This is a genomic window from Endozoicomonas sp. ALB091 (assembly GCF_049310265.1).
Classification (GTDB): Bacteria; Pseudomonadota; Gammaproteobacteria; order Pseudomonadales; family Endozoicomonadaceae; genus Endozoicomonas.
Genome location: NZ_JBLYNQ010000006.1, coordinates 830,987 through 855,059 on the forward strand (window position 1 = coordinate 830,987; position 24,073 = coordinate 855,059).

16 protein-coding genes are annotated in these 24,073 nt (G+C 50.4%); 10 read left to right on the forward strand and 6 right to left on the reverse strand.

Annotated features, from left to right (window positions below):
* Positions 1–135: 135 nt before the first annotated feature.
* Complete coding sequence (locus ACO6UX_RS10615; protein WP_422447399.1) at positions 136–1,476, reverse strand: hypothetical protein; 1,341 nt, start codon at positions 1,474–1,476, stop codon at positions 136–138.
* A gap of 185 nt (positions 1,477–1,661) precedes the next feature.
* On the opposite strand from ACO6UX_RS10615, the gene ACO6UX_RS10620 reads away from it, so the two are divergent.
* The 4 genes from ACO6UX_RS10620 (at position 1,662) to pilB (ending at position 7,447) form a co-directional block, all read left to right on the forward strand.
* The gene (locus ACO6UX_RS10620; protein ID WP_422447401.1) at positions 1,662–3,017 is read left to right on the forward strand and encodes a hypothetical protein; all 1,356 of its coding nucleotides are present in this window, start codon (positions 1,662–1,664) and stop codon (positions 3,015–3,017) included.
* 403 nt (positions 3,018–3,420) lie between these two features.
* A complete protein-coding gene (locus ACO6UX_RS10625) occupies positions 3,421–5,373 on the forward strand; it encodes a DUF1302 domain-containing protein (protein ID WP_422447403.1) in 1,953 nt (650 codons plus the stop codon).
* A 111-nt stretch (positions 5,374–5,484) separates the two neighbouring features.
* Entirely contained in the window at positions 5,485–5,697 is a 213-nt protein-coding gene (locus tag ACO6UX_RS10630) for a hypothetical protein (RefSeq protein ID WP_422447405.1), read from the forward strand.
* Between the two features lie 34 nt (positions 5,698–5,731).
* Positions 5,732–7,447: a type IV-A pilus assembly ATPase PilB gene (gene pilB, locus ACO6UX_RS10635; protein WP_422447407.1), complete on the forward strand. Its 1,716-nt coding sequence runs from the start codon at positions 5,732–5,734 to the stop codon at positions 7,445–7,447.
* Positions 7,448–7,701: 254 nt separating this feature from the next.
* Here pilB and putA read toward each other — a convergent pair whose 3' ends face one another.
* Entirely contained in the window at positions 7,702–10,881 is a 3,180-nt protein-coding gene (gene putA / locus ACO6UX_RS10640) for a bifunctional proline dehydrogenase/L-glutamate gamma-semialdehyde dehydrogenase PutA (protein ID WP_422447409.1), read from the reverse strand.
* Between the two features lie 405 nt (positions 10,882–11,286).
* On the opposite strand from putA, the gene ACO6UX_RS10645 reads away from it, so the two are divergent.
* Positions 11,287–12,585 (forward strand): hypothetical protein, encoded by a 1,299-nt coding sequence (locus ACO6UX_RS10645; RefSeq protein ID WP_422447411.1) that lies wholly within the window; start codon positions 11,287–11,289, stop codon positions 12,583–12,585.
* A gap of 73 nt (positions 12,586–12,658) precedes the next feature.
* Here ACO6UX_RS10645 and ACO6UX_RS10650 read toward each other — a convergent pair whose 3' ends face one another.
* A complete protein-coding gene (locus tag ACO6UX_RS10650; RefSeq protein WP_422447413.1) occupies positions 12,659–13,711 on the reverse strand; it encodes a PLP-dependent cysteine synthase family protein in 1,053 nt (350 codons plus the stop codon).
* A 94-nt stretch (positions 13,712–13,805) separates the two neighbouring features.
* Here ACO6UX_RS10650 and ACO6UX_RS10655 point away from each other — a divergent pair, with 94 nt between their 5' ends.
* Together ACO6UX_RS10655 and ACO6UX_RS10660 are read left to right on the forward strand one after the other, a co-directional pair.
* Complete coding sequence (locus ACO6UX_RS10655; protein ID WP_422447415.1) at positions 13,806–14,945, forward strand: polynucleotide adenylyltransferase; 1,140 nt, start codon at positions 13,806–13,808, stop codon at positions 14,943–14,945.
* A 213-nt stretch (positions 14,946–15,158) separates the two neighbouring features.
* A complete protein-coding gene (locus ACO6UX_RS10660) occupies positions 15,159–18,176 on the forward strand; it encodes a hypothetical protein (RefSeq protein WP_422447417.1) in 3,018 nt (1,005 codons plus the stop codon).
* A 90-nt stretch (positions 18,177–18,266) separates the two neighbouring features.
* Here the strand turns inward: ACO6UX_RS10660 and ACO6UX_RS10665 are convergent, their stop codons facing one another.
* From ACO6UX_RS10665 to tsaD, 3 genes are all read right to left on the reverse strand, one after another.
* On the reverse strand, positions 18,267–18,665 hold the full coding sequence (locus ACO6UX_RS10665; protein ID WP_422447419.1) for a 2-amino-4-hydroxy-6-hydroxymethyldihydropteridine diphosphokinase: 399 nt from the start codon (positions 18,663–18,665) through the stop codon (positions 18,267–18,269).
* A gap of 6 nt (positions 18,666–18,671) precedes the next feature.
* Positions 18,672–19,040, reverse strand: coding sequence for a dihydroneopterin aldolase (gene folB, locus ACO6UX_RS10670; protein ID WP_422447421.1), 369 nt, complete (start codon positions 19,038–19,040; stop codon positions 18,672–18,674).
* A 356-nt stretch (positions 19,041–19,396) separates the two neighbouring features.
* Positions 19,397–20,434 (reverse strand): tRNA (adenosine(37)-N6)-threonylcarbamoyltransferase complex transferase subunit TsaD, encoded by a 1,038-nt coding sequence (tsaD, locus tag ACO6UX_RS10675; RefSeq protein ID WP_422447423.1) that lies wholly within the window; start codon positions 20,432–20,434, stop codon positions 19,397–19,399.
* A gap of 521 nt (positions 20,435–20,955) precedes the next feature.
* On the opposite strand from tsaD, the gene rpsU reads away from it, so the two are divergent.
* The 3 genes from rpsU to dnaG all read left to right on the forward strand — a co-directional run bounded on the left by rpsU (position 20,956) and on the right by dnaG (position 23,798).
* Positions 20,956–21,171 carry a 30S ribosomal protein S21 gene (rpsU, locus tag ACO6UX_RS10680; protein WP_020582360.1) on the forward strand — a complete coding sequence of 72 codons (216 nt, stop codon included), beginning with the start codon at positions 20,956–20,958 and terminating at the stop codon, positions 21,169–21,171.
* A 104-nt stretch (positions 21,172–21,275) separates the two neighbouring features.
* Positions 21,276–21,725 (forward strand): GatB/YqeY domain-containing protein, encoded by a 450-nt coding sequence (locus tag ACO6UX_RS10685; protein WP_422447426.1) that lies wholly within the window; start codon positions 21,276–21,278, stop codon positions 21,723–21,725.
* A 72-nt stretch (positions 21,726–21,797) separates the two neighbouring features.
* The gene (dnaG, locus tag ACO6UX_RS10690) at positions 21,798–23,798 is read left to right on the forward strand and encodes a DNA primase (protein ID WP_422447428.1); all 2,001 of its coding nucleotides are present in this window, start codon (positions 21,798–21,800) and stop codon (positions 23,796–23,798) included.
* The last annotated feature ends 275 nt before the right edge of the window (positions 23,799–24,073 follow it).

Genomic DNA, 24,073 nt, shown 5'->3' on the forward strand with positions numbered 1-24,073 from the left:
ACATTATTTGAAATCTTTGCAGCATTTCTGATGAAGTCTGTCCTTCCAATTGAATGGCTCAATGGAAGGACAGCGGCCCCGGAGGTGGCAACGGTATAAAACTCACCGATGTGATAGGGATAAATATCTGCCGACTCAATCCAACCTGGCCTGATCATTCTGGGCAGACAGAATAGCCTCCACATAAGAAGCGCCATTTTCAGAAAACCCACCCAGCAAATCGGTGATAACCGCTATCAACCGGTTATAGCCATCCTCCCCGGAAGTCTTTAACACCGTTGCCTGCAACGAAGACCTGGTATTCAGTTCAGAATATTCCACCATGGGATCATCAACGTAGTGTTCCGGCATGGTCTGTTCCAGCACCTCGTGAATATCATGAGCTTTCTCATAAGCCTGCCTGGAAATGACCGTAACAATATGATCATCCTCATAAACTCTGGCGGTTGTTTGTCTCGTTAGTGCCTGAATGGTCGGGTGTTGCTGGTTTTTCTCTGCATAAGCCTGACTCATCACCTGGCTTTGAAAGTCTTCAAGGACTGTGTGCCGGTTGGATGCCAGTTGGATCGCCTCTTTCTGCCCTTGTGGAAAACCCACAAGGTTCATTAAGCCAACCCACAGGGTTGCCACGGTATTATTGCCCGGTACCGGCATCACATGATACGGGTTGGAAAAATCACTGAGATAGTGGAGCCCCCATCCCATAAAACGCCATCCCCAGTAATCATGCCCCTGACTGAAGGCAAACTCGGATAGCTGCTTAAAAGACTGGATGCGATACTCCGGATACGTCTGCTTTAAAAAACCACCCAGGGCATAAAGCAACGATGACTCATGGTAAAAGCCCATGTGGAAAGGTGCCTGTGTACCATATTCCAGGTTTGGATTACCAAACGGCTGCTTACCAAACCCATAGATCTTGCCGTAGTCGGTATTGCTGTCGGTAAACAGGCCTATATCCAGCCCGTGATCCGGTTCGTCCGTGGCCGTTGTGACGATATCGATGGCTGAGGCCTTATCCCCCGGTTGCAGCTGAACCAACTGCACAGACACCAGATGATCAAAATTCTTCAGAGTGCTCACTGACTGCGGCTTAATGGGTGGAGACAATCGTTTTTCCCCGGGAAGAAGCTGTAAATACAGAGGCCATCTGGTATTTGGGTTAACACGAATGGCATGGGCAAAGCGGGTACGAATATCGTCTTTGCTGCCCGTCGCCCTGAAGGCCAGATCTTGCGGACGGGGCGCATAGTGCCATAAATTTTCCTGCATCCACTGCTCCTGCTGATCCAGAAACGCTTCCAGCGCCTCTTCATTAGCCAGCAGAAAGCTTTCCAGACTTTCCACTGTCACCGGGGCTGCATCCCGAACCGGCGGCAGTGTCGCCAGCATCTGGTGAGTGACCAGAGTGTGGTTGGACCAGGAAAACGCCTGGGCAGAGATCAGCAAAGACAGCAGAAAACATAAGGTACGCATAGGCAGGCTCGGTAAAGTAACGTTTTTATTAAATTTATTGCGCGTATACCATAACGATAATGACGGGTTGATGGCAATCAGCTATCAACAACACAATAGGAAAAAAATACGGAACTTTAAAACAGTTTTATGGCCTAAGATATTCAGTGATTGGATATATATGGCATTATCTGATCAATCACTGAATGGCCGAAAAATCCCCAGTTACCAGTATGTACTTAACCAACCCCATATTCCTCTCTGACTCTGTTGACAGGGTTTATGGGGTACATCAAAAACATCATGACCTTGAGCCATTAGCATCCGACGGCAGTGAATTCATCCCGGATATAACAGGCCTTAAAACCACCCTCAACGGTGTATCCGTTCGGGCGATCTATCACCCCCCTCACCTGTATATGACTAAAACGGGTACTTTAAATTCAGTCATCTATGACGGTGCCAGTAGCAATAATCCCTATGATTACCACATCGCTAAAAATGCCAAGATAATCATTCCCTCAAGCGTTTTCCCCATGTTCAGAAGTGAAATGAAAGATGGGGACAGACTGGTAATCAGCACCAAAACAATGAAGTACAAATATCAGATTGCTGAAGCCGATCATTCGCCAAAGAAAGAAGTAACAGGGATAGCCGTTCTTGGTTCCGAAGAACCGGCTAACACGACCGAAATTGAATACCTTCAGTCTCTGGTTGAAAAACATGTTTTAAAGCCCAGAGATACAGCATTCATCGCTACCATGCTGCCCATCAGTACCAGGGAACTGATTTATTTTTTTAATAAAGCCTACCGCTGTAAGGATAAATTATTTGACAGCGATTCCGGGCAGCAAACATTACTGACCATCGTCTCAAACCGCCAGCAGTGGGATGTTTGCTTCAAGCTACTGGAACTGGGGGCCACTCCCGATGCTGGTCATCACGGTGATAGCATAACGCCGCTTCACATGGCGGCAAAAGCGGGACAATCCGATCTGCTGGAAGCCCTGTTGCTTCATAACGCCAACCCCAACATGACTACCGGGCCCTGGTCCTACAAGGGCGAGTGCAAGAGGATGACGGCATTAAGGTTTACCCTGCTGTATAAAGGCAAAGATGAAGAAGAAAGCGCAAACGTCAGAAAATCAATGATTCAAACACTGCTGGAAAGCGGTGCCGACCCAATGACCATCGACACGACAGAGTTAGCTGAATTCATTGAACCGTTAGAATTAATGCTTGAGACCTTTCTGGTTGCCCCAACAAATTCAGTAAAACACACCAGACTCCGGCAAAAATACCAACAATATCTGGAAAAATTAGCAGCCGATGGTTCAGATATTCAAAAAAAACTGGGGTCCGGTTGCACGTTTGCTCAGCGAGAATCAATGGAGAATCTATTGAGTTTACTGGATAAGCTGGCCAGCAAGGCAGACACAGTGCCAACACTTCAGAACGTATGCCGTGCCGTCATTCGTCCCGAACTGAATTTCCCAATCCGCAGAAGCATCAAGGACCTCAATCTTCCCGGAAAATTCGAAAAATTCATCTCTGACAGATAGTGAATTCTGATGAAAACCATGTACTCGTTGTCGCATCACAAGTGACCACCAGACAGCTCGCTCTGACAGGAAGAAAAACCCTGTAAAAAAAAGGGGAAAAAAATCAAGAAGGAAATGACCAGACAGGGTATAAATTTCTTGCATACCACTATGCTCTTTAGTACAAATAGACAGGCCGAAACAAAGAACAATAAAAATAATACCAAGAGCACTTTCTAAACATCGTCGTATATATAGCCAACTGCGGTGCAAAATATGGTCAGGTAGCCGGTGATAGTGGGGACTATTATCAGGTGTTCCAAGGCTGTAAAGGAATCCGGGTTACCAGCGCTACAGCGCCGTTAGAATGTTCCATTGGTGGAAAAAATAACTCTAATAATAAACGGCAAGGACACACCATCTCATGTTGACACCACAAAAACGACTGCAGCTCGCACCTGCAACCGCTGGTTTTGTCTTATCCGGTACACTGCTTTTCGCTGCTTCTACCCAGGCTTTTGAGTTTGAGGCAATGGATGGTGAAGTGCAGGGGACTCTCAATACTACCATTACTTTGGGGGCCAAGTATGATCTGGAAGGTTATGAAACGCCAGATAGTGCTGAGCAAAACGAAAACGACGGCGATCGTTCTTTTGATAAAGGCTTTGTTAGCAAGGCTCTCAAGCTGACTTCTGAGCTGGATCTGAAAAAAGATAACTACGGTTTCTATGGTCGTGCTACGGCTTTTTACGACCATGTACTGATGAATGGCAGCAACAAGTGGGATTCCAATAACGCCAAGGATGTTGCAAAAGGCCTTGACGATGAAGCTGGAACATTTAACGGCTGGTCCGATGAAGTAAAAGATAATCAGGGTCGGGGGGCCAAGTTACAAAGCGCTTATTTATACGGTGACTGGACATTTGAAGGCGGTCAGAAACTCAGTCTTAAATTGGGTGATCAGACCCATAACTGGGGTGAATCTATTTTCTACGCCGGTGGTTTGAGAGATCTCAACGCATATGATGTCGCACTCTCTTCCCTTCCCGGCTCTGATGGTGATCTGAACATTGCCCAGGGCATGCTGATGGCCGATCTCCAGTTCAATGATGAAATGAAACTGTCGGCCTTTGCCCAATATGACTGGGAAGGTTCAATTATGCCAGGACGTGGTACCTACGACTCTGGCACAGATCTCTTTGTTCCGGGCTCTGACTTTGCCTACTATGAACTGTCGAGATTCGGACTGAACACTATTGGAAACGCTGGTTACGACGCTCTGTTAGCTGCAGCTCTGGGTGAAAATGGCGCAAATATTGGTACATTTGGTGACTACGGAAAAGTTGCTAATGTCGGTGGTGTAGTCGATGCAAGCGACTCTGGACAGTGGGGCATGAAGTTCACATTTACCCCTGAGTCACTACCAGACACTGAATTTGCAATTTACTACGCTAATTACCACTCAAGCATTCCATTTTTTGAAACAAAAGTTACTCAAGCGTCTGCACTCGGCGGCTTAGGTATTTCCGGTCTCACTTCTGCAGCAGGTGAATCTCCTAACGCAACAGTTGAAAGCCTCCTTGATGGTATCAGCGCTGATCCAACCAATACCACTCGACAGATGTTACAGCGGGGTTTGGCAGCGATGTATATGCTACAAAATGGTGTTGACGCCCGAGTAATTTACCCAGAAGACATTAAACTCTGGGGAGCCAGCTTTAATACTAAAGTCTGGGGCTACACACAAATTGCCGGTGAAATTACCTATAGAGAGAATGCACCAATCTGGGTTGATCACCCAGATGACATTCTTGGTAGCGGTGTTCTTGGTATCAGAGACTTTGCACTCGGCAATGATGTTGATATTTCTCAGGCTACGGGAAAAACCGTCAAAGCTGACCAATGGTATCAGAATATCGAACGGACACCGATGTGGGATGCTTCTTTATCGATGATCCAACCCTTTGGTGCGGTTCTTGGCACAGATCTGATGTACGTTGTTGCTGAAGCGGCGTTTGAACAGGTAGCTGGCCTGAATGATGAATATTATGGCCGCATCCTGGGCAAGGGCGCTGAATCAGGAATCAATGAGGAAGAACGCCTCGACCGGAACAGCTGGGGCTACAACGTAATGGTTGGTGCCAATTGGAACGATGTCGCAATGCAGGGACTGAACCTTGAGTCCACTTTCCGCTTTACTCATGACGTTAATGGCAACTCCCATTTTACTGGTCGCTTTGAAGAAGGCGAGAAAAGGATCAACATGGGCCTGACCGCCAAATACGACGATATGATGGCCAAAGTGACCTGGGGTGGCGATGCCGACAACGTTCTGCGTAAAGGCACCATTACCGGCACGGTTGGTTATACCTTCTAACCTGGTGCCCACGGTCTCCAGCACACCATTTCAATGAGTTTGATGTGTACAATCTCCGTTCACCCTGAGCGCCCTTCGACTCCGCTCAGGTCGAACGGAGTTTGGGCGTCATTGATAACCCCATCAACCGTGCCCCCATTAAAGCCCCACGATACCCAGCCAATACCAAAGCCGATAAAATCCCCACGATTCCCGGCAAAAACCCGGGCCAATAAAATCCCCCCGCACAAAACCACCCTTAACCATCCGCCATTTATGCTGATATATTACAAAGAGCCTGCTGATGCCCCGTTGCCAGTTCAGCGAAACATCATCAGGCTCTGACAATGAATTCAATCTCCAGGGACAGAAACAGGTTATGGCAAACAAACCTCTGACCGGGCTGGCTGCCCGCCTGCTGGCCGATCAATTGATGGAAGAGGCCGACATTCACGACGCTGAAGCCGCTGCTGCCAAGGCCAACAAACCGCTCGCCCGATATCTGCTGGAAAAAAAGCTGGTCAACGGTAATGCCCTGACGCTCGCCACTGCCGAAGAGTTTGGCCTGCCAGTGATCGATCTCAAAGCCTTTGACAAAGAGCATCTGGTCAAAGACGTCGTCGAAGAAAAATTGATGCGAAAGCACAATGTGCTGCCGCTGATCAAGCGGGGCTCACACCTGTTTGCCGCCGTTTCTGATCCGTCCAACCTTCAGGGTCTCGATGAAATCCGCTTTAATACCGGCCTGACCATTCACACGGTCCTGTCGGAGCCCGAAATTCTGGAGAAAATGATTGATGCCACTCTGGATGATACCGGTGGCGCTTTGTCAGAGCTTGGCGACGATGGGCTGGTCGATCTTGAAGACCTTGAAGTCAGCGCAGTGGATGATGGGTCCGATGATACCCTGGGAGCTAACGGCGGCGGCGAGGATGACACGCCGGTGGTGAAGTTCGTCAATAAAATGCTGCTGTCCGCCATCAAAGGCGGTGCATCGGATCTGCACTTTGAGCCCTATGAAAGAACCTATCGGGTTCGTTTCAGAACCGACGGCGTGCTCCATGAAGTCAATCGCCCCCCGGTCAGCCTCGGGTCCAGGATTGCTTCACGACTGAAGATCATGTCGGCCATGGATATTTCCGAGCGCAGGAAGCCTCAGGATGGCCGGATAAAAATGAAGCTGTCGAAAAGCAAGGCCATCGACTTTCGGGTCAACACGCTGCCGACGCTCTGGGGCGAGAAAATCGTACTTCGTATCCTCGATCCTTCCAGCGCCAAAATGGGTATTGATGCCCTGGGCTACGAAGAAGAGCAGAAAGAGATGTATATGACCGCCCTGCACCAGCCACAGGGCATGATTCTGGTTACCGGACCCACCGGTTCGGGAAAAACGGTATCGCTCTATACCGGTTTGAATATTCTCAATACCAATGAGCGAAACATTTCCACCGCGGAGGACCCGGTGGAAATTAACCTGGAAGGTATTAACCAGGTTAACGTCAATCCCAAACAGGGTATGGACTTCAGCCAGGCGTTGCGGGCTTTCCTGCGTCAGGATCCGGATATCATCATGGTGGGTGAGATAAGGGACCTGGAAACCGCCAACATTGCCATCAAGGCGGCCCAGACCGGCCATATGGTGATGTCCACCCTGCACACCAACAGTGCGGCAGAGACCCTGACCCGTTTGCAGAACATGGGGGTGCCATCATTTAACATCGCAACCTCGGTCAGCCTGATTATTGCCCAGCGTCTGGCACGAAGACTGTGCAGTCAGTGCAAGGTAAAAGTTGACATCCCGAAAGAAACACTGCTGGAAGAGGGCTTTACCGAAGAGCAGGCGGACTCCGCCGAGATTTTTGGCCCTAAAGGCTGTGACAACTGTAAGGGTGGCTATAAAGGTCGTGTGGGTATTTATGAGGTGGTGTCGATCACCCCCGGCATGCAGCAGATCATTATGGCCGAAGGCAACTCTCTGGAAATCTCGGAACAGGCCCAGAAAGAAGGCTTTAACAACCTTCGCCAATCGGGGCTATTAAAGGCACTGCAGGGGGTTACCAGCCTTGAAGAGGTGAACCGGGTAACACAGGATTAACCAGGCACTGCTGACTTCTCGTTGCTCCATGGCCCTTGAGGGAGGCATAAAAGCCTTTAGGAATTGTCTTTTAATAAGTTCCCGATTTCCGTTCACCCTGAGTGCTGAGCTTGTCGAAGTATCGAAGGGTCGTGCCACCGAACTTCGATACTTCGACAAGCTCAGCACTCAGTCCGAACGGAGTCAGGCAATGAAAATAGGGAAGTTATTTCCAGACAACTCCCTCAGAGCCTGTGAATAAGGGCTTCCCCTGCTTAAACAGACTCACTTCCCAAAGACAGCAGCGTAGCGTTTCCGCCAACAGCCGTGGTATTGATCGACAACGTCTGTTCGGTTGCAAACCGCTGCAGGTAGTTTGGCCCACCCGCTTTTGGACCGGTACCTGACAGCCCCTGGCCACCAAATGGCTGAACACCGACAACAGCGCCAGTCTGGTTCCTGTTGATATAGATATTACCTACCTTGACCCGCTGCTCAATAAACGTCGCCGTCACTTCGTTTCTACTGTGAATTCCCAGGGTAAGGCCATACCCGGTACTGTTGATCTGCTTAATCACCTCAGGTAACGCTTTCGCGTCGTAACGAATCACATGGAGAACAGGGCCGAAGTGCTCCTTCTCCAGTTGGCCAATATGGTCAATTTCAAAGGCAACCGGCGCAACAAAACTGCCGTTAGCGCAATCCGCTGGCAGTTGGCATTCAAACAGCAGTTTGGCTTCTTGTTTCATGCGTTCGATATGTGCCTGTAGTGACAGGCGAGCCTTTTCATCAATCACCGGGCCAATATCGGTAGAATGAAAACTCGGATTACCGATAGACAGCTCCTTCATTGCCCCCTGCAACAGAGCGATCACCCGGTCAGCAATATCTTTCTGCACATAAAGTACCCTGAGCGCTGAACAGCGCTGCCCGGCACTGCCAAAGGCGGACAAAAGAACATCATTTACCACCTGCTCAGGCAGTGCGGTGGAATCGACGATCATGGCATTCTGACCACCTGTTTCAGCAATCAGCGGTATCATTGCGCCAGGGCGATTCGCCAGCGTCTGATTAATCAACCGGGCGGTTTCCGTGGAGCCGGTGAAAGCGACACCGGCAATCCGGGCATCAGCCACCAGTTGACGACCCACCGTGGTACCCTCGCCGGGCAATAATTGAATCACATCCCCGGGAATACCCGCTGCCAGCATCAGCTCAACGGCCCTGCCCGCAATCAGGCCGGTTTGTTCAGCAGGTTTGGCAATCACCGTATTCCCGGAGGCAAGCGCTGCGGTAATCTGCCCGAGGAAAATAGCCAGGGGAAAGTTCCAGGGGCTGATACAGAGAAAAACCCCTCGCCCACAAAGCCGCAGCTCGTTAGACTCCCCCGTTGGCCCCGGCATCATGATGGACGATGAAAACCGCTCCCGTGCCTGACCTGCGTAATAGCGGCAAAAATCCACCGCCTCCCGCACTTCATCAATGGCATCGTGCACGGTTTTGCCAGCTTCCTGATGGCACAGGGCCACCAGCTCCTCACGGTTTTCTTCCAGTAAGTCTGCCAGTTTCTCCAGACATTCTGCCCGCTGTTCTGCGGGTGTGGAATTCCAGCGTTCAAAGGCCGCTTCAGCAATGCCAATGGCCGTATCGGTCCGGGTTTCATCACTCCATCCCAAATGGCCTGCAATCTGAGAGCGGTCATGGGGGCAGGTTATTTCAGAGGTCTCTGTTGACGGTACAAGCTGACCATCAATCCACGGCCCCTGAGTCCATTTATGCCCCATAAAGCTCAGTACTTTTTGCTGAAATGGCTGCCACTGACTGTCAATATCCACATTCACACCCAGTGAGTTTTTCCGTGACTGGCCGTAAATAGACGGTGGCAACGGGATCTGGTCGTTCTGCAAACAAACCCGGCCTGTCAACGTCTCCACCGGATGCTGAACCAGCTCAGCAACCGGGGTTTTCGCATCCACCAGGCGGTGAACAAAGGAGGAATTGGCACCATTCTCAAGTAAACGACGAACCAGATAGGGCAGCAGATCCTTATGACTGCCAACAGGCGCATAAATACGCACCGAACGACGATGGTCAGTCAGGATGAAATTATAGAGCGCATCCCCCATACCGTGGAGGCGCTGGAACTCAAAATCAGCGGCACCTTCACGTTCTGCCATGGTAAGAATACTGGCAACAGTGTGAGCATTATGACTGGCAAACTGAGGATAGAGCGCCGCCCTGACAGGCTCGGATAACAGATACCTGGCACACACCAGGTAAGCAACATCTGTCGCTTCCTTGCGGGTATAGACCGGATAACCGCTCAGCCCCTGTTGCTGGCAAAGCTTTACTTCACTGTCCCAGTAAGCTCCCTTTACCAGCCGAACCGGGATGCGGTCTCCGTGCTCATGGGCCAGGGCAGAAAGCCAGCACAACGATGGCAGTGCCCGTTTGCCGTACGCCTGGATCACCAGACCGAGCCCACCCCAGCCACGGCAATCCGGGTGTCGGTAAACCCGCTCAAACACTTCCAGAAACAGCTCATGACGATCCTGTTCCTCAGCGTCCATATTGATAGCTACATTGCCCGCCCTGGCTTCTCGCACCAGATCCACCAGCGCCGGTACCAGCTCCCGGAAAACCCGCGCTTTATGGGCCACGTCATAGCGTGGATGAAGCGCAGAAAGCTTGATGGAAATGCCGGCACGGGGGGAGTTTTCGTGATCAGGTTCCGTAGCAACCGCTCTGATCGCCGCCAGGTATTCATCGTGATAACGCCGGGCATCCTCCATGGTCAGGGCAGACTCCCCCAACATATCAAAAGAGTAGGTGTACCCCTTTTCCCGTTGTTTCAGGCCATTCTTTAACGCTTCTGAAATATTCCGCCCCAGGACAAAATGACGCCCCATAATCTTCATGGCCTGGTTAACCGCCTGGCGAATAACCGGCTCCCCCATCCGGTTCACCAGTTTGCCAATAACCCCTCCGGCAGAGCCATCCTCCCCGGCGTCAAGGTTGACCACCTTGCCGGTCAGCAGCAATCCCCAGGTGGAGGCATTGACCAGCAGAGAGTCACTTTGGCTCAGGTGTTTTTTCCAGTCAGCCACACTGAGCTTGTCGCGGATCAGGGCATCGGCAGTGCGATCATCGGGAATACGCATCAGGGCTTCGGCCAGGCACATCAGCAAAATACCTTCCCGGGTATCCAGGCTGTACTGCAATAACAATGCATCAATCATATGAATGCCATTGTCACTGCCCCTGACCTGCTCAATCATTCTGGTGGCCTGACTGGCTGTCTCAGGGTAATCACCGGACTGTTCATCCAGAATCTGAACCAGTTCCTGTAACCAGGAAGCCTCATCCACGCAGTAATGAGGAGAGATCATCGACCAGAGTTCAGCTGGTTTTTGCCGGACAATACCTTCGTTGAATGCATCTTTCGCCTGGAACATACCCTTCTCCATATTGCCTTTCTCCAATTTGGGGCGTGCAGGATGAACAACCAGACTGCAGCCAATGATCCTGACTGGTTATTTAGAATATCTATCGCTCTTCCTGAGTACTTGAATAATACTCACCAGTTCTGCACGTCGATACCAGGTTAACTGCACTCGCAGCAGAGACCACACTCCTTAAATGGTCACCCGGAATCAATCATGGATGTATTCTCATTTTGTAGACTGATAAAACCCTACGATAGTTCACCAAAAAGTGTATATCTTTATAAAAAAATAATTACTAATTGATATAGAACCAATAACACTTCCACTTGTCGAATGTTGTCGCCATATCGGCAAAATGAGATCCGCAAAATTTTTAACCCCCTACTTCTCCATCAATTTAACAAGGATTAAATAATGGCGACCCCATTATCAGCATCGGTCACACAACCAATCTACACTCCACCGGCAGCGGGTGGGCTTCAGACCGGACAGTCATCCGGGCCGACTGGCCACTATGTTGGGCATAATGTCGACACACATGATCCCGCACCTCAATTACAAGGTTCCGGAACAGGCGCTCCAGCCCAGTCCTATCAGCAACAGGGTGGCCAGCCCCCCTTCGGCTCCGTTGCACAGCACCCTGCTACCAGTTACATGACACCTCAACCTCCAGCGGGAGCGCCAACTGCCGCAGAAACAGCCCCTGCAACTCCGGAAGAGACTAAGACTAACGGCGAGCAGAAAGCTGCTGAAGGTGAAAAGAAAGCTGCCGAAGGTAAACAAAAATCAGCTGGCGGTAAAACCCTTCTTGAACGCTTGAATTTGGGGAATTTCTTAAACAATACGAGGAATGCAGGGGGGGCACCTGAATCAAAAACATCAGAGCAAGATGTTGAAAAAGGAAAAACTGCTGAAAAGGAAAAGACGGCTGACTCGGAAAAGAGTGCTGAGCAGAAAGCGCCGGAAAAAGCCCCTGACCAGGGAGCAAAACAATCTGCAGCACCGCCTGCGCCCGCGCCTGCACCCGCTGCCCATCAGCCAGTGAGCAGTCAATCACCCCATACAGGCCATCAACAAGACCCACACCGTTCGGCAATGCCGCCATATACCCCGGCTCCCACACACACCCCTGCAACTCCCGGGAATGTGCAGACTTCAGGTCATGAGTCGCATCATCAGACCTCGGTTACCGGGTCAACTCAACATGCTCAATTTGATAGCCGCTCCGTTCCTCCTGACAGCAAAGAGTCTGCTCCAACACCACAACGTACAGTTCTTGAGCAGAGAGTCGACAGCGACATTCAACACATGAGTAGCTTAGTGAATGAAGGTATTTCTCATTATGGCCAGCAGGGACCTACAAGGACTCGGCTGGAAGCCGATGCCCGCCGGGATCTTGAGTTCCATCGCGAGGAAGCCGCTAGATGCGAAGCGTACCTTCAACCTTCTACAAAACCGGAAACACAGCAACGGTTAACTGGGGAACTGGCCAGCCAACAAACGAATGAGGTCAGGACTAGTGAGCAATCCAGAACTCAACAAACGGGCCAACAATCCGGACTGCCGCCCTCACTTCAGGATGCCCTGGGCCAGGAGGTATTTTTAATGGCCAAACGAGGTGCAATTGAAGGTGCTCGTGAAGCCTTAAGTGCTCAAGCCAGGGGATTGGAGGAGAAATACGGACCTCTCGGGCAGCCAGGTACCGACGTTTAATCTTCTGACGTTTAACTCTCAACGGTCGCATCTGCGGCCGTTTTATTTTGGAGGCAGTCTGGGAAGGTTGGTATTATTTGCCATAAAAACGACATAAATTGTCTATCCATGGCTGTATATCCCCAACCTGGGCAGCAACCCAGTCAGGGTTATAACAGGTATCCAGATAACGATCACCCGGATCACACAACAGGGTAACGATGGATCCTTCCTGACCATCGGATTTCATCTGTGCAGCAATTTGCAAGGCACCGTATAAATTAGTCCCGGTACTCGGGCCAGCCTTGCGACCCAGTATCCTTTCCAGCCAGTGAATGGTTGCAATAGCGGCCACATCAGGCACTCGACGCATGTCATCAATCACACCAGGAATAAATGATGGTTCGACTCTCGGCCGCCCAATACCCTCTATACGAGAGCCCTGGTCAATCGTCAGGCTTGAGTCGCCACTGGCGTAGTAGTCCATGAAAACAGAGTGATCGGGGTCCACAACACATAACCGGGTATTCAGCTTTTGGTATCGAATGTAGCGTCCAATGGTGGCCGATGTTCCTCCGGTTCCCGGGCTCATGACAATCCAGCTGGGCACCGGGTATTTCTCAGCCCGCATCTGTCGAAAAATGGAATCGGCAATATTGTTGTTACCCCGCCAGTCTGTTGCCCTCTCGGCATAAGTAAACTGGTCCATATAGTGTCCATTCAGCTCCCTTGCCAACCGCTGGGATTCGGCATAAATCTCACTGGAGCAATTGACCAGGTGACACTGACCACCGTAAAACCTGATCTGTTGTATCTTCTGCATGGAGGTCGATCTGGGCATTACGGCGATAAATGGCAAGCCCAGCAGCCGGGCAAAGTAGGCTTCAGAAACGGCTGTACTTCCTGAAGAGGACTCAATAATGGTGGTATTCTCATCAACCCAGCCATTACAGATGGCATAAAGAAATAAAGATCGGGCCAGACGGTGCTTGAGGCTGCCCGTCGGGTGCGTGCTTTCATCTTTCAGATACACCTCGACACCGTTGATTTCCGGTAACTCAAGCCGTATCAGATGTGTATCTGCACTGCGCTGGAAATCCGCCTCAATTTTGCTGATGGCTTCATTAACCCATTGATGACCACTCATAACCTTCCCCCCAAATAAAATTTTAAAAAGAGAAAAAAATACACCATTTTGCTATAAACAATTCTTACTTTTATATCTGGAATAGTGCTAGTTTATGCAAGTTTATCGGGTAGGTGGTGCGGTCAGAGATCAATTACTGGGTTTGCCTGTCAAGGACAATGACTGGGTTGTCGTTGGTGCAACGCCCGGGCAGATGAAGGATCTGGGCTATCAGCCGGTTGGCCGGGATTTCCCGGTTTTCCTTCACCCGCAAACCAAAGAGGAATACGCACTGGCCCGAACGGAACGCAAAACCGGGCATGGTTATGCGGGTTTCAGCTTTCACACTTCCGTTGATATATCCCTGGAGGAAGACTTACTGAGACGGGATTTGACCATTAATGCCATGGCAGAAGACCAGCACGGGAACATTATTGACCCCTACGGAGGTCAGGAAGACCTGAAAAACCGCCGACTTCGCCACATATCGCCTGCTTTTCAGGAAGATCCTCTTAGAATCCTCAGGGTTGCCCGGTTCGCCGCAAGACTTGCCCCTCTTGGCTTTCAGGTGGCAGAAGAGACGCTGGAATTAATGAGCAACATGGTGAATAACGGCGAAGCATCCCACCTGGTGTCCGAAAGAGTATGGCAAGAAACGTCCAGAGCCTTGATGGAACCCAGCCCTTCGGTCTACTTTCAAACGCTGGAGTGCTGCGGTGCTCTTCAGGCCGTATTGCCCGAGTTCCGATCCCTGATCCATAACCAGACCTTATTGCACCTCAACATGGCTGCCCGGGACAACAACACTGCACTGATCCGGTTTGGCTGCCTGTTCTCGCCTCTACTGCCTCAGGCCGAAGCGGAAAAAACCAATGGCATACTGACGGTTCAGGGTGTTTCATCCAGATTGCGATTACCTTCAGAATATGCCGATATGGCCCTTCTGGTCACAGAGCACGCCCAGAGCGTTACGTCGGTTATTCACCGCAACGATGCAGAGTCCCTGATGTCCCTGTTTGAAGCCACCGATGCCCTGCGCCGCCCTGAACGCTTTATCAGCCTGATGACGATTCTTTCCTACAGCTTCGCAATGGTTAAATTGAAAAAAAGCCAGATCATTGAACTATTGACTGGCTGTTTATCCATTAAAGCCAGAGAGTTGATGACTGAAAACATCACAGGAAAAGCCCTCGGCGAAGCATTAAGACAGAAGCGGCTTCAGCAAATGCAATCAAAAATACTTCTTAACGAATAAAATCAGCGATTAAAGCCCCAACAATCTATGATACAGCGTTATGAGCTATTGATAATAATTTCAATCTCTTAACGCATTCCAAAACACATTCTGGTTACTGACACTTCATTAATTAGTATTAAACTGGAACAAAACTCCAAATAAAGTGTCCAAATGTTCAGTCAATACTTTATTGATGTAATTAATCATACAAACTGAATAAGGACATAAACCATGGCAAACACAGGTCCAGTAACATCACAGGTAACTACGGCTCACATCCCACCGGTACCGCCGCCTCCACCGGGCGTCAAACCGTCTCCGGTTATTAATGCCCAGCCTGTGGCAACATCCACAACAACCCGGGTAGACAAGCAAACCCAAACGTCACAGCGGCAGCCACGACTTTTACTGCTGTCTGACAGAATTAAACAAGGCATCGCTGCCATAGGTGGCACACCGGCAGGGTCTGCGCAGAAATCTGTCCAGACAGAGCTTGCTCCGGTGAAACCTGCCAAGTCGACCCCGGTAGAAAAAACCACAGATGGCAAAGTCGCTGAAAGTCCAGCGAAAACTGCCGTAAAAACTGCTGAAAATCCAGCGAAAACCGCTGAAAAAACTGTTGATAAGCCAGCGAAAACTGCTGAAAAAACCGCTGAGATAAAATCTGAGAAAACGTCTGAGATTAAAGATCAGCCAATTACTGTCATTCACAAGCCCAGCCTGGGTGAGCGTGTAATTGAGAAGTTGAAAGTCGTGGGCTCATACCTTGTTGCCCCCTTAAAGCTCCTCTTTAACGCTGTTAAATTTGTTACCAAACCTCTGCAAGATTACGTGATTACCCCTGCTTACGAAGGGTTACTCTATGTATTCCATCCGGCCAAGTATAATGCCAGAAAGCTGGAGCAGAAAACCGCTGCACAGCAGGCTGAGGATGCTCTCAAGCAGGAAAAAAATCAGGCATTTGACAAGCTCTGTATGAGAGAGGCCAAGCAACGTCACAACACACTTCGCGAGGAAGCGCATTGCGCAAAGCTGGCCGAGCACTACGGTGTTACCGACAAGGAAGTTCATGACAAGGTAGACCGTCAGAAAGCTCGCGCTGAAGCCAACCACTTGTTCAATAAGCAACTGGCGGATGAGAAGCTGAAGCTGCACAAAGAAAAAGTACTCCACGAAGATCCAAAAACCGGTGAAAAGTACTACTATACCCCGACCCGGACCCTGACGGTGGCTAATGAAAATAGTCGGGCAACCGTGACGGTTAAAGAGAAGACCCCGGGCGGTAAGGTGGTAGATCATTTACTGGATGCTGACCATGCATCAGTAGCCATGAGACTGGGTAACGACCCTGCGCTGGCCACCGCTGTGTACAATTACAACAAAGAAATGGCAGCTTACGAACAGTTATTGGCAGCCTTCATCAAGGACGATGCCAAATACCAGAAAGCCAAACAGAAAGCGGTGAAGAAAGGTAAAGCGCTTGATCAAAAAGCGCCTGTTCACCCTGGCGAGCCTCCCAAACGTCCTGTATTTAAATGCACTGACGAGAACGTGATCGCAGCATTCAAGCTGGTCAGAGAACAATATCACGCCAAGCTTCACGCAGCAGTACAAACGCTTGAAAAAGACGTGGCAACAATGACGGCTGATTTTGATGCGGCCTACCCGAACAACGGGGATACCAAAAAGCTCATCAAAAAAGAGTCGAATCCTGAAGCCTATAAAGCGGAAGTGCAGGCATGGGTTAAACAGTTAGAATCCTCGCTTGGAGAAATGCGCAAAGATCTGAAGAAGGCAGAAGCAGGCGGACACCAGTCTTCGGTTAAGTCATTAAATGAGCTCATCAGCAATCGGCAAAAGGATATCGATATCAACAAGCGCCACCTGGCAATCTATGCCAAAGAGTGCGAGAAGACCTCGATCCAACAAGAGCTTGAATACCTGAGCCAGATGTGCCCGAACCTTCAGGAACACCGTACACAAGACATTGATGACTGGAAAAACGGTGCACTTGTTCGTGACCCTCAAGATCCTGATTTCGATAAAAGGGTATCAGACAAACGCGACAGGCTGGACATTGGGCGTTTGAAAAACTGGGTTTACAAAGATGCCAAGGGTAACGCCCTGGATATCTTCACCAGAGATGCCGGCGGCAATGTCACTGGTGTCGACAAAACCATGTACGCCCAGGTGAACGATGTGATCATCCCCACGCCTGACAGGAAGCTGACCCTGGCTTACAACGGAAGAGTGTCTGCCCCGGATTACCAGAATCAGGAAGGCATGAAGTGGAGCAAGATGCGCCAGGCTCCATATCAAGGCTATGTTGCCCAGAGAGATGAAAATGGCAAAGTCCTGAAAGACAGTGATGGCAAGGTCAAATGGGAAGAGGCACCTGGCCGACTCAGCAACCACTGGGTGGTTAAGTACAGTGACGTTGATGGCAGGCATGAGGGCTACGATAAGTCCCAAACCATTGTCAAAAACAGCGCACTGGCCAGCCAACCGGAAGCTCCTGTTGTTGAACCCGAAGTTCCTGTTGTCATTAAACCCAAAGCTTCTTTTGAACCAACACCGGAACAAGCTGCCAGCCTGGCAGCCGCGATTGGAGAAAAACTCTTCGCTCTGACCGAGGAAAATGTGCATGCTCACAATGAGCTACAGGACGCAACAAGCAGCAAACCAAGAGTTCCTACTGTCGATGATGATCACTTCGAATTCTCTGCAAACAGTTCAGAGTCAGAGGCTGACGATGGCAAAAGCTGTACTGTCATGGCCAGAGAATTTTTCAAGCATATGGAACGAGAACGGAAGATCAGCGAATCAACGCGGATCTGTGACCGGTGGTTCTCTGAATTGCAGCGAACAAAGTCAACAGTGGAGGAAACAGAGGAGCCTGTAAAGCCAGTTAATCCCGAGCGCCAAGGTTTGTTGCTGAAGGAGATTTGCGATGACTCGACAGAGGTAGAAAAATTTCGCGCCGACAGTGAGTTCGTTGCAACCACAATAGCTGAGCGTGATGGCCGCCACCACGGCATTGGTAGTGAACCGCAGGTTGACAATGCTTCTGAGCAAAATAACGACGACGATGATGCTTCTTCCGTATATAGTGACCAAGAGTCCTTGGTTGGGCCATCCATTTTTCCTAAAGCTCTACCACCTACACCTGAGCAGCGCATGGTAGATTTCGGTAAATTACATAGTCTGACCACAGATGAGGAGATGAGCACTCTACAAGTTAGTACATAAGCACAGGCTATTTGCCATGTTTTTTCAGGCTAACCCCTGAATATTCTGGCCGTCTTTTCAAGACGGCCTTTTTTTATGGTAATTAAGTCGTTAACCAGATGACATCATATTCCTGTTTAACAGCTCCGTTACCAGGGGCCGAAACCAGGGTTCTTTAACCTGATTGATCAACTTTTCCACGGCAAGGGCACCAGAACTGTCCAACGCCAGCAAAAGGTCAATATCCGCAGCACAAAGGTGCTGTTCGCGATCCCTGCCCAGTTGCTCTTCAAGCCTCTTGCACCATTGCTGCAATGTCTCAGCACTCATGTCTGACTCAACGCAAACCACCCCGTTAATATAATCGGGAGCCTCAAGACCAACCGCTTTCGTGGTCACCAGCTCACTGACCGTGACCTTACCAAATCGCTGCTCCAGCGCAGCGATCATCTGACAACACTGATACTCAGCGTTAATATTGGAGCCAATACCCAGCACATAGACAGTCACTGCCAGCTATTCCTGTCCCATCATCTGTGTACGGGTTCGCTCACACCAGACAGTAGCAAGCGCATTGGTCAAAGCCTTCGGCTTGCGAATGGTGACAGCCACTTTATCCACCGAAAAATGCTCCAGCACCTGAGTGATGATACCGCCAGCCAGTGCCTCAATGAGCTGATACCGGGAGGCCTCACAAAATGCCCTGACCTGTCGGGTAATAGCGTCGTAATCCAGCGCATCCTGCAGGTCGTCACTGGTGAACGCGCGGGTAAAATCAGTCGTCAGTTCCAGGTCCAGCACCAATGGCTGCGGTGCTTCATGCTCAAACTCATAAACACCGATGACCGCCCGGGTTTCAATGGCTTCTATTCGTACTTTATCCATAGGAGTCACACTCACGCTCTTTTAATCATGAAAACAGTGGCGCAGAAAACGAAATCTAAAGAGGCTGTCGCTAAAAAAGAAAATCAACATCAAACCACAAAGGTAAAGATGGGCGCGACCTGCTCGACAGGTAACATCAGAACAAAAACTTTGTGCCTCCGTGCCTTTGTGGTTCCCTTCTTTAAAAGGCTTCTAGGAGGCTGACCGAGAATAGCGCCCGTAGCGAGGATGGCAGAAAATTGAGGATAAAAAGTCGGAAATTTTTAGTGAATAGTGGTTCTATTTGCTAAAAATTTCCGACTTTTTAGACCAATTTGCTGCCACCGCAGTAGGGCAGTCTATTCTCGGTCAGCCTCCTAGCCAACCGGCTCCAGCTCTTCCATAGGCCAGCGGGGCACAGGCACTACTTCAGGCCCATCGCTCTGACCAGCAAGCAGCCGCTGACAGCCAGCATAAGCGATCATGGCACCATTATCCGTGCAGAACTGAGGGCGGGCATAACGCAGTACCGCACCTTCTTTTTCCACCATGGATTCCAGGGCAGCCCGCAGTGACTGATTGGCACTAACGCCTCCGGCAATAATCAGCTGCTTCATACCGGTCTGCTGCAGGGCACGACGACATTTGATGGTCAGGGTTGCCACCACCGCCTGTTCAAAGGCACGGGCAATATCCGCACGATCCTGATCCGCAGGCTCTTTGGCTATCGCTTCTTTACGGCATTTTGCCACGGTATTAAGGGTATAGGTTTTCAAGCCACTGAAGCTGAAATCCAGTCCCGGGCGATCGGTCATGGGCCGTGGGAAACGAAAACGCCCTTCCTGCCCCTGTTCTGCCAGCCGGGCAATGGCAGGACCGCCAGGGTAATCCAGACCCAGCATCGCGGCCACTTTATCAAAAGCTTCGCCGGCGGCATCATCAACCGACTCGCCCAGTAGAGTGTAACGACCAATACCGGCCACCTGCACCAGCTGAGTGTGGCCACCGGATACCAGCAGCGCCACAAATGGAAACGCTACGGGTGTTTCTTCCAGCATGGGTGCCAGCAAATGACCTTCCATATGGTGAACCCCCACCGATGGTATACCCCAGGCCCAGGCCAGAGCCTTGCCAATACAGGCTCCCACCATCAGGGCCCCCACCAGCCCGGGGCCACGGGTGTAGGCGATGGCGTCGATCTGATCTTTACTGATGCCTGCCTGCTCAAGCACCTGGTTAATCAGGGGCAATACTCTCTGGATATGGTCTCTGGAAGCCAGTTCAGGTACCACACCACCGTAATCGATGTGCATATCAATCTGACTGAACAGGGCATCGCTCAGCAGACCTTTCCCGCTGTCATAGAGGGCAATGCCGGTCTCATCGCAGGAAGTTTCTATCCCGAGAACAATCATTAAACCAACCTGTGAAACAATGTGTGCAAAAAGAGTCAGTGAAATTCCCGAATCCGGGTATTTCATAAAGGGGAAGAATCATACGTTAAGTAGTTGGCCAAATGGAATCGTATATTTCTGGCTAAGTGGGCAGTTACTATGCAAGGCACAACGCAGGGAGCATAGCCGTAGCTATGTGACCGGAGTTGTAACGCCGCAGAGTGACTGTCCACTTAGCCAGAAAATATGATTTCATTTGGTTAACTACTTAAGTAGGCGTTTTTTGCATTTTTGCTGAATAAGCTTTAAAATTCGCGCCCTTGAAAAACTGCGACTAATCTGTCTTGTTAATGTGAGTATTAACGTCCTGCTTTGGGTAAAGTCCCGTCTTTTCAAAGCACGATACTGGTAATCACAGAGGTGATTTATCGCATTCGCGCAGCATTGGCTGTAATCCAGCCGTGAGTTTTTTAGCCTTCAGTCGCACTGACCGGGGCGGATTCATGGTCAACATTTGTTATTAAAAGGAAGGTGATCTCTGCATGCCTGCTGTTAAAGTTAAAGAGAATGAACCGTTTGACGTAGCCCTGCGCCGTTTCAAGCGCTCTTGTGAAAAAGCTGGTATCCTGGCTGAAGTTCGTCGTCGTGAGCACTACGAAAAGCCAACTACCGTTCGCAAGCGCAAGGCCGCTGCTGCTGTTAAGCGTCATCTTAAAAAACTGCAGCGCGAGCAGCGTCGTCGTGAGCGTCTGTATTGATCAACTGACCCTAACGTCGGTTGCTTCAATCCTGTGATTTACGCGTTGACTACCATTAAGCTTTGAACCCACCAACCTTAACGTCAGGTAAAAAGGAACGTGTCATGAGTGATTGCATTGTCAGGGATCAACTGACAGAAGCCATGAAGGATGCCATGCGCAATCGCGACAAACCACGACTGGGTACTATCCGTTTGGCTCTGGCCGAACTGAAGCGAATTGAAGTCGATGAAAAGTCACTAGACGATCAACGTGCCCTGGCAGTACTGGACAAAATGGTAAAGCAGCGTCGCGATGCCATTGTACAGTTCGAGTCTGCCGGGCGCACGGATCTTGCCGAACAGGAAAAGCTGGAACTTGAGGTTCTTGCTGACTTTCTCCCCACCCCGCTATCAGAAACTGAAATCATCGAACTGGTCGACCTCGCCATTAACAGCACCGGTGCCTCCGGCATGGCCGACATGGGCAAGGTGATGGGTATTGTTAAACCACAGGCGCAGGGTCGTGCGGACATGTCATCCATCAGCAAAATCGTTAAATCCCGGTTAAGCTGACACTCACCCTGTCGGGTGATAGTATCTATCCAATAGTTATTTTCTTTTCTGTTTCAGGCGCAGCACTCCACCATGGCCGGACGGATTCCCCAGTATTTTATTGATGACCTCCTGACCCGCATTGATATCGTCGATGTGATCGATCACCGGGTTAAGCTGAAAAAAACCGGTCGCAACTACTCTGCCTGCTGTCCTTTCCACAAAGAGAAGACCCCGTCCTTTACGGTGAGCCCTGACAAGCAGTTCTACTACTGCTTTGGCTGCGGAGCCAGTGGCAATGCCGTTGGCTTTGTTATGGACCACGACCACCTGGACTTTCCTGAAGCGGTTGACACACTGGCAGGACAGCTGGGCCTGGAAGTCCCCAGGGAAGAAAACCCGCACCGACAACGGGGCCCGGACCACAGCGAACTATACCATCTGCTGGAGCGCGCAGTGGACTTCTATAGCCGCCAGCTGAAACAGCATGAACAATCCCCAAGGGCATCCCACTACCTGAAAAACCGGGGGCTTGATCCACAAACCTGCCAGCACTTTGCCATCGGCTTTGCACCGCCGGGCTGGGACAACCTGAAAAAAGAGCTGGCCACCTCACCAGAAAAAGAGCAGCAGCTGATCACCACCGGCATGCTGGTCAAAAATGAAGACCGCAATACGGTGTATGATCGTTTCCGGGAGCGCATCATTTTCCCTATCCGGGATAGCCGGGGTCGCTACATTGCGTTTGGCGGCCGTGTTCTGGGCGATGAAAAACCCAAGTACCTTAACTCGCCCGAATCCCCGGTTTTCCACAAAGGCAAAGAGCTTTACGGGCTGTTTGAAGCCCGGCAGGCCAACCGCAAGCTGAGCCGCATCCTGGTGGTTGAAGGGTATATGGATGTGGTGGCACTGGCCCAACAGGGAATCACCAACGCGGTGGCAACCCTTGGCACAGCCACCACCCCTGACCATATGCAGCGACTGTTCAAAGTGGTGCCTGAAGTCATTTTCTGCTTCGATGGCGATGATGCCGGCCGACGGGCGGCATGGCGTGCACTGGAATCGACACTGTCCAACATGCAGGATGGTCGTCAGGCCCGTTTCCTGTTTCTGCCACAGGGCGAAGATCCCGATAGCATGGTTCGCAAGGAAGGCTCCGAAAGCTTTATTGAGCGAATCAAGAGCCAGGCCATCAGCCTGGATAACTTACTGTTCAGGGAACTGGAGTCAGAGCTGGATCTGACCACCATGGATGGTCGTGCCCGCTTGGCCAAACTGGCTCAACCTTATCTTGATAAACTGCCGGAAGGCTTGTTTCGTCAGTTGCTGGTGAAAAAGCTCTCAGACCGGACAGGACTGGATACACACTACCTGGAAGCTCACTTTCAGGAAAGTGCCCGCACCAGAGAGTTATCCACAAGCCGACCAGAGCCGGAAGCACGCAACATCAACCAGGAAGCACAGGTTCATCATGGTCACTATGAGCCTGCGCCTTTCTACGATGCAGACTACGAAGAAAGACAGTACGCACCAGAAGAACACCCGGGCTATAACACACCTGAGATTTCACGCAGGCCTTCAACCCGCCATCTGACCAACTCAGCCAGACTGGTGACCTGCGGTTATGCCATACGACAGTTATTATGTAATCCGGAGTTTGCCCGGGAAGTTTCCGAGCCATTTGACCACCTGAAACTGGAAAACGACAGTGACAGTCAATTACTGATCGACCTGTTAACCATCCTGAAAAAAGAGCCGTCACTGAAAGCCAGCACGCTTATTGCCCAATGGTACGGCACAGAAAAAGGACAGCGCCTGCAGGCCCTGGCCGCCCTGGATCACGGCACCACCGCGCACCGGGATGAGTTTCTGGAAACCCTGGCCAGCATTCGCAGGAAAGCAGGATTAAACCATCAGAAGAACCTGTACAAATCACTTATCCAGAGCTTCCAGAACAAAAAGCCGGGACAAATTAACGAAGAACTTCGCCAGCAGTTCCGTCAACATCAGGAAGCGTTCAGAGAGCAGATGACCCAGCAGCAGGCAACCGACAAAACACCCGGCAACCACCACGAAAAAAATGGGGAAAGTTAATCTTTTTTTGGTAGTGTCAGACAAATGCAACCGATTCCTCGAATCCATGCATAAAAAAATAACTGCACAACAAAAAATATTAGGTATACTTGAATTTCACTGTGTCCCGTGGAACTGCATTATTGGCCACATTTCTAATTCAAACCCGGTCTGAAAACACCAAGGAAAGGTAACCCGCGTCATGGAATGCATTCCGGTACCTCGTCCAACCAAGTCGGGCCGCTGCCCTGTGGTACTATACCCAGTTTATGAGCTATAATTGCCTGCTTACGTTT

Bases quoted from the DNA above. Each gene is read 5' to 3' on its own strand.
- ACO6UX_RS10615 (WP_422447399.1), bottom strand. From the start codon at position 1,476: ATGCGTACCTTATGTTTTCTGCTGTCTTTGCTGATCTCTGCCCAGGCG.
- ACO6UX_RS10620 (WP_422447401.1), top strand. From the start codon at position 1,662: ATGGCCGAAAAATCCCCAGTTACCAGTATGTACTTAACCAACCCCATA.
- ACO6UX_RS10625 (WP_422447403.1), top strand. From the start codon at position 3,421: ATGTTGACACCACAAAAACGACTGCAGCTCGCACCTGCAACCGCTGGT.
- pilB (WP_422447407.1), top strand. From the start codon at position 5,732: ATGGCAAACAAACCTCTGACCGGGCTGGCTGCCCGCCTGCTGGCCGAT.
- putA (WP_422447409.1), bottom strand. From the start codon at position 10,881: ATGTTCCAGGCGAAAGATGCATTCAACGAAGGTATTGTCCGGCAAAAA.
- ACO6UX_RS10645 (WP_422447411.1), top strand. From the start codon at position 11,287: ATGGCGACCCCATTATCAGCATCGGTCACACAACCAATCTACACTCCA.
- ACO6UX_RS10650 (WP_422447413.1), bottom strand. From the start codon at position 13,711: ATGAGTGGTCATCAATGGGTTAATGAAGCCATCAGCAAAATTGAGGCG.
- ACO6UX_RS10655 (WP_422447415.1), top strand. From the start codon at position 13,806: ATGCAAGTTTATCGGGTAGGTGGTGCGGTCAGAGATCAATTACTGGGT.
- ACO6UX_RS10660 (WP_422447417.1), top strand. From the start codon at position 15,159: ATGGCAAACACAGGTCCAGTAACATCACAGGTAACTACGGCTCACATC.
- folB (WP_422447421.1), bottom strand. From the start codon at position 19,040: ATGGATAAAGTACGAATAGAAGCCATTGAAACCCGGGCGGTCATCGGT.
- tsaD (WP_422447423.1), bottom strand. From the start codon at position 20,434: ATGATTGTTCTCGGGATAGAAACTTCCTGCGATGAGACCGGCATTGCC.
- rpsU (WP_020582360.1), top strand. From the start codon at position 20,956: ATGCCTGCTGTTAAAGTTAAAGAGAATGAACCGTTTGACGTAGCCCTG.
- ACO6UX_RS10685 (WP_422447426.1), top strand. From the start codon at position 21,276: ATGAGTGATTGCATTGTCAGGGATCAACTGACAGAAGCCATGAAGGAT.
- dnaG (WP_422447428.1), top strand. From the start codon at position 21,798: ATGGCCGGACGGATTCCCCAGTATTTTATTGATGACCTCCTGACCCGC.